Raw genomic sequence first — 6,771 nt, 5'->3', positions numbered from 1 at the left:
CTTTTTTTGAAATCCAGTTAATTTCAGTACAGTTTTACGGTTCGACCCGGGTGCAGCCGCCCTTTATGCGCAGGATCAGTCTCTTATGCGCGGCCTCTAACCCCTAAGCGCAATTTGCAATCCACCAAAACCGGCTCTTATATTCACTTCATAGTAACCTCCAGTTTCCCGAAATGCCGGTTACAACGAACCTTATCCAGCGATCCTATTACTTCCAATAAAAAAGCCAGCCAGATGCATAGCACCTGGCCGGCTTTTATCATTTTCCGCCTGTGAAAGAAATTCCTTTAATAAAGTACCTGTTAAAGAAGGCATAAATCAGCAGCACTGGAAGCGTGAACACCATGGAAGCGGCCATGATATAGTTCCAATAGGAAATATACTGGCCTTTGAATGTGTTCAGTCCGAGCGGCAGGGTAAACATGCTTGGATCGGACATGAGAATCAGCGGTCTCATAAAGTCGTTCCAGAAGCCCATAAAAACGAAAATTGCCTGTGCAGCAAGGGCTGGCCTTGCGAGCGGCAGAACAATTTTGAAGAACACGCCAAAGCGGGTGAGTCCGTCAATGGCTGCTGCTTCTTCCAGTTCTTTCGGAAAGTTGATGAAGAACTGCCTCATCATGAAGATGAAGGTTGCGTTGATCATAGCCGGAACAATCATCCCCTGATAGGTGTTCAGCCAGCCGAATTCTTTCAGGATCAAGTAGTTCGGAATAAGCGTAATCTGAGACGGAATCATGAGAACCGCAAGGATGGCGATAAAGAGCGGCTTTTTCCCAGGAAAGCTCAAACGGGCAAGCGCATAACCGGCCATACTGTTAAACAATAAATTCAGGATCGTCCCCACAACGGCTATAAACACACTGTTGAAAAACCAGCGCGGGAACAGCTTCTGCTCCAGGAAGATTTGCTTGTAGTTATCAAATGTAAAGTTTTTCGGAAAAAAGTTAATCGCACCGCTCGCAATCTCGCTAAGCGTCTTAAAAGATGAACCGAGCGCCCACAGGAATGGGATCAGGGTGATAACCGCATAAATGGTCAGCAGTAAGTACAGCAAAACTTTGCCTAAGCCAAAACGTTTCATTCTCTGTCCCTCCTAGTAAAGTGATTCTTCTTTTGAGAATTTTCTCTGAAGCAATGTGGCAGCAAGAATAACGATGGCCAGTGCAAAAGCTAATGCAGCTGCGTAGCCCATTGTTCCAAGTGTCTTAAAGGCATATTGATAGATTAAGAGCACAACGGTTAAGGTTGAGTTGTTCGGCCCGCCTGATCCGCCGGAGAAAATGTATGACTGGTCGAAAAGCTGGAAGGTTCCGATCAAGCCCATGACGATAACAAAGGATGTTACAGGTCTGAGGTGCGGTACCGTTACATACCAGAACTTTTTAAATACATTCGCACCGTCAAGCTCTGCTGCTTCATAAAGAGAATCAGGAATATCCTGCAGAGCAGCAAGGTAAATGACCATATAAAACGGAGCTGTTGACCAGATATTCATGATCATAATCGCGTTCAGTGCGATTGATGGATCACCAATCCAGTTGTATCCCTGAATCCCGAAAATTTGCAAAAACTTGTTAATCAGCCCGTTTTGATTGTACATCCACATAAAAATCAGCGTCAGTACAGCTGATGACGTTAGGGTCGGCAAAAAGTAGATGATTCTGAAAAACTTTTGCCCCTTAATGCCTGCGTTTAACGTAGCCGCAAGCACCATCGCGAGGATGGTCTGAGCAGGCACTACGATAATGACGTACTTAAACGTATTCCATAGAGCAATCCTCGCCCTGTCATCATTGAGGATTTTGGAAAAGTTATCAAACCCCACAAACTGTGAGCTTCCTACCCCAAGCAGCTGCACCTTATGAAAAGCTAAATAAATGGCGTAAATAATCGGCCCTGCAATAAAAACAAGCATAACGAGCAAAGTCGGCGTCATAAATAAATAACCCTGACCCGCTTCCCTTGCTTTCGCTTTTGAAAAACCGCCGTTCTTCATGAAATCCACTCCTCGCTTCTTAAGCTCTGGGCTCTTTGCACCCCAGGTTCCTCCTGATGTCCCATCCCATTCCCCTCTTTGAAGTAAAGAGGCTGAATGACTGAATCCTTACCTCAAAGACGAAAATAGGCGGAGAAAAAGGAGAATCTCTCTCCTTTTTCTGCCCTCCTATTTTTACTTTTGGTTGTCGATTTCTTTATTTGCAGCATCCTGTGCCTGTTTTAGAGCCTGATCCAGCGGTTTTTCACCAAGGAACGCACTGATGAACTGATTGTTGAAGTTATTAAAGATGATTGGAAGGTTTGTATCATCTGCCCACACTGTCGCATATGGGGCACCTTTTACAAGCGGTCCGCGAAGTTCATCTTTATCATAGCCAAGCTCAGTTGCAACAGATTTTCTTGTTGGAAGCTCAAAGCCTTTTGATGTCCACTTTTTCATTCCTTCTTTACCAGTCAGGTAAGAGATCAGTTCCCAAGAAGCTTCTTTCTTTTGAGAGCTTGCGTTCATTACGTAAGAAACGGTATAAGCCATCGTGCTTTTCTTGCCGTCAATTGTCGGAAGCTCAGCTGTTCCATAGTCAATATCCGGGAAGGTAGATTTCAGATAAGGAATTGCCCAGTTCCCTTCAAACACCATGGCAGCCTTGCCCTGGCCAAACATTTCACCAGTCCATGTGGCACCTGTTTCCTTCGGTTCAGCTGCAGATTTGTCTTTATTGTGCATATCTACAACTGGCTGAAGGCCTGCAACTACTTTAGGGTCAGCAAATGTCGCTTTGTTATCTGTTGCAACTTTTCCGCCTTTTGACTCTCCGATATTGTAAAGACGTGCAAGCTCAGGAGAAGCTCCGAATCCGTAAACTTCTTTTCCTTTTGTCAGCTTTTTAGCAGCCGCCTGGAACTCTTCCCAAGTTTTCGGCACTTCTACCCCAGCATCTTTGAACATTTTTTTGTTATAGAACATAGCAAGAGTAGAGTAGCCTTTCGGAAAACCGTATGTCTTGCCGTCCTTCTGGAATGCTTTGATCATTGGCTTTTCAAAATCAGCTACATCAAAATCCTTCTTAATATAGCTGTCGAGCGGCTCGACAACACCAGTTTGGATAAGACCCGGAGCTTCAAATGCATCCAGATAAAAAACATCCGGTCCCTGGCCGCCAATTAGCCTTGTTTTGATAACGTCCATATATTGGTCAGCAATGGTTTCTCTTTTTACATCTATGTTCGGATGGGATGATTCAAAGTCTTTTAAAATCTCATCCAGCAGTTTTGTTTCTTCAGGTGAAGATCCCCAGCCAGCAAGCGTAATCTGCACTTTTTCCCCTTTAGCAGGTGCAGAAGCATCTTTGCCGCTGTTAGAACAGCCGGTTAGCGCCGTTCCGAGCAGCATTGCGGAAATACCAAAACCAGCAAGCCATTTTTTTGCATTCATTGAAACACAGCCCCTTATTTATTATTTTTATAGTAAGGAAGAGAACTCCCTTTTCCCCTAACGGATTTCAAACCCTGTTGTATTTTCCAAAACTTCGAATTTCGCCTCGCCGTTTACTCTTTTCACCTCAACGCTGAACGTTCCATTTCCAGCCTTGATATCCTCCACCTTCAAGTAGTTCATGCCTTCAAGCAGAACAGGAGACAAGGTGATTTCTTTTTTTAGGCTGTCCGGGAACAATCCGAGGAGAGACTGAACAAAAACCAGCGGCGTTCCTGCTGCCCATGCTTGCGGAGAGCAGGCAACCGGATACTTTACAGCCTTTCCAAGTGAGGACGGATAGCCGCAGAACAGCTCTGGCAGGCGGTCGTACTCAAAATAAGCCGCTGCCTGGATGAGGCCGTCCATTACCTTTTTTGCTGCCTCATGCTGATGAAGCTTGCTCATTCCGAGGAGAATCATGCTGTTATCATGCGGCCAGATGCTGCCGTCATGATAGCTCATCGGGTTGTAGCCTGCTTCCCCCGCGCCCATCGTCCTGATGCCGTAGCCTGAGAACATTCTGTCAGAAACAAGCTCTTCTGTTACTGCTTTCGCTTTTTCCGCATCAAGCATTTCTGAAAAAAGAACATGCCCGGGGTTTGAAGTAAGTGTGCCAACCTGCTGTTTGTTTCCATCAAGCGCGATGGCGTAAAACTGCTGCTCCTCCATCCAGAAGGCTCTATCAAATTTCTCCTTCAATCTTTGCGCCTGGCTTCTCAAAGTTTCAGCCGCTTCCGATTTTCCTAAGAAATCATAGATTTCAGCAATCCCTGTTTTAGCCTGGTAAACATAGCCCTGCACCTCTGCCAGCGCAATCGGAGTATGGGCGTACTCCCCGTTTCTGTGCACCACGGAATCGCCGGAATCTTTCCATCCCTGGTTAGCAATTCCTTTTTCAGACTCCTGATGGTATTCCACAAAAAGATCGCCGTCCCGGTCGCCGTACTGATCAATCCAGTTCAGGGCAGCTGTTACATTGCCTTCAAGCTCCTTGAAAATCTCTGTATCTCCTGTCCACTTCACATACTGTGTCAGCAGCACGAGGAAAAGCGGTGTGGCATCAATGGTGCCGTAATAGGGCGTAAACGGAATCTGATCCGTGTTCGCAAGCTCGCCAAACCGCAGTTCATGCATGATTTTCCCCGGCTGTTCATCTCGCCAAGGGTTGACCTCTGTCCCCTGCGTGCTTGCCATTGTTTTCAGCGTGCCCTTCGCAACTTCAGGATTGAAGGCAAGCATCTGCAGAGCTGCAATCAGGCTGTCGCGGCCAAACGGAACTCCGAACCATGGCAATCCTGCAACAGGAAACTTTCCGTGGCCAATGTCTGTTAACAAGACCCGCAGATCGCCTATTCCCCTGTCAATTAGTCTTTGAAGCGGTATGTAATCCGTCTCAGCCTTTGCTGTGCTGTCTGTCCACTCTCCGTAAGACTGTGTCAGCTTCTCAAGGGCGGCGTTCGGCGAAATCGGCTCCTTATGAGTGCCTTCCCCTTCAAGCGGCTGGATCATCACTGTTACAGAATCTGTCTGCAAATGCTCCAGCTCAAAATCAAAGGATAATAAACCGTTTTCATTTTGAGCATCAGGCTTTCTGCTCCACGTTACTTTAGTGGATCTCTGAATATCATCTGCTCCCTTATATCTGAAAAGAAGTGCCTCATCCGTACTCTGATTCGGAAGCTTTCTCCCGATTTTTCCATTCATAAAGCCCCTGACAATGAACATGTCTGCAAAATCGGCATCAAGCTGAAGATTGATTGAAAACTTTACAGGCTTAGGATAATAGTTTTTCAGACTGATGGTTTCATAGAGCACATCTTCACAAATAAACCGCTTGCGTTCGATCTCAACAGATTCCCGCCAAAGCTCAAGCTCATCTCCGTTTTCCATATGCGGATTTGTCATCAGAATTCTGGAAACATGATTTTCTAAACCGTCAGAATGCAATAAAATTGGTTCCCGGCCATTGATTCCGAGCTCCAGCTTGCTTAAATATCTAGTGTCCTTCGTATACAGTCCAAGACCGTACGGATGATCTTGAGGAATGCTCCCGTTCTCTTCTGAAAGTAAAAACAAATCATTTTCCTTAATAACGCGGTATTCCATTGTCGTCCTCCTGTTGGGATCCGAAACGTTTTGGAAAAATGGAAAGCTTTTCCGAAACGTTTCGGATTTTCTGTTGTGAAAAAACCACTAACTGTGGTCTTTATAAGCTGCAGTTGATTGCCGAATTTTAAGTTCTGTTTCAAGAATGATATGGCTGGACGGTTTTTCATCCTCAAGCATACTGATTAAAAGCTCTGCTGCTGAATAACCGAGCATTTGCTTATTCTGAGAAACTGTTGTAAGACTTGGCGTTACATAAGATGAAAGAAGAATATCATCGTAGCCGATAACGGAAAGCTCTTCAGGAACAGAAATCCCAAGCCTTGCCGCAGCTTTAATCACCCCGAGCGCCATCAAATCACTGGCGCAAAAAATCGCAGTTATCTCTTTATTTTTCTTAAGCAGTGCATACGCTGCGCTTTCTGCGTCCGCTTCCGTAAAGTACCCATTCACTGTCCATTCTTCTCTGTACGGAAGATTGGCTGCCTCCAGTGTCTTCTTAAATCCTTCAAGACGCTCCTGGCTGACATAGGCATAATTATGACCGTTCACCATCGCAATGCGCTCGTGACCTAAATCAATTAAGTACTGAGCTGCTTTAGAAGCTCCAAGAACGTTATCTGTTGTCACAAACCCAACATTCTCCGTCTGAATTGGAATATCCACCAATACACAAGGAATATTGCTGTCGACAACTTCCTGCAAATAAGGGTCATCTGTCTTGATTCCCTGCATAATCGCCCCATCAACCCGCCGTTCCCGGCACAGCTGTGCATAGGTTTTCTCCCGCTGCTTAATGGAATTCGTATTAAACAGCACAAGATCATAATCCGTTCCTGCCGCAAACTGGTTGATCCCGGAAAGCACCTCAAACGTAAAATTATCCTTAATGCTCTCTTTACTGAAGCCTGAAACAAGCAGCCCGATTGTCTTTGACTTATTCATCACAAGACCCCTGGCCAGGATGTTCGGACTGTATTCCATTTCCTTCGCAACCTCAACAATTCGCTTGCGGGTCTTCTCATTCACATCCGAATAACCGTTAAGAGCCCTTGAAACCGTAGTGACAGACACTCCTGCTGCCTTTGCAATATCTTTGATTGTTGTCATTTTCAAAATCCTCCAAAACGTTTCGGAAACGTTTCTGGAACTTATCATACTCCTGATTGGAAACGATTGCAACTAGTTTT

5 protein-coding genes are annotated in these 6,771 nt (G+C 45.5%); all 5 read right to left on the bottom strand.

Translation table 11 applies throughout. The annotated features are described in order from the left end of the window. Positions 1-259: 259 nt before the first annotated feature. Positions 260-1,084, bottom strand: a complete 825-nt coding sequence (locus LRR81_RS17800) for a carbohydrate ABC transporter permease (RefSeq protein WP_231790749.1) — start codon at positions 1,082-1,084, stop codon at positions 260-262. Between the two features lie 12 nt (positions 1,085-1,096). Then, positions 1,097-1,999 carry a carbohydrate ABC transporter permease gene (locus LRR81_RS17795; RefSeq protein ID WP_231790748.1) on the bottom strand — a complete coding sequence of 301 codons (903 nt, stop codon included), beginning with the start codon at positions 1,997-1,999 and terminating at the stop codon, positions 1,097-1,099. Positions 2,000-2,173: 174 nt separating this feature from the next. Beyond that, positions 2,174-3,433 carry an ABC transporter substrate-binding protein gene (locus tag LRR81_RS17790; protein WP_231790747.1) on the bottom strand — a complete coding sequence of 420 codons (1,260 nt, stop codon included), beginning with the start codon at positions 3,431-3,433 and terminating at the stop codon, positions 2,174-2,176. 57 nt (positions 3,434-3,490) lie between these two features. Next, positions 3,491-5,581 (bottom strand): amylo-alpha-1,6-glucosidase, encoded by a 2,091-nt coding sequence (locus tag LRR81_RS17785; RefSeq protein WP_231790746.1) that lies wholly within the window; start codon positions 5,579-5,581, stop codon positions 3,491-3,493. An 87-nt stretch (positions 5,582-5,668) separates the two neighbouring features. After that, positions 5,669-6,691, bottom strand: coding sequence for a LacI family DNA-binding transcriptional regulator (locus LRR81_RS17780; protein ID WP_231790745.1), 1,023 nt, complete (start codon positions 6,689-6,691; stop codon positions 5,669-5,671). Between the last annotated feature and the right edge of the window lie 80 nt (positions 6,692-6,771).

The sequence above is a fragment of the Metabacillus kandeliae genome (assembly GCF_021166585.1).
GTDB lineage: Bacteria > Bacillota > Bacilli > Bacillales > Bacillaceae > Metabacillus_B > Metabacillus_B kandeliae.
This window is presented reverse-complemented; position numbering and strand designations above follow the sequence as displayed.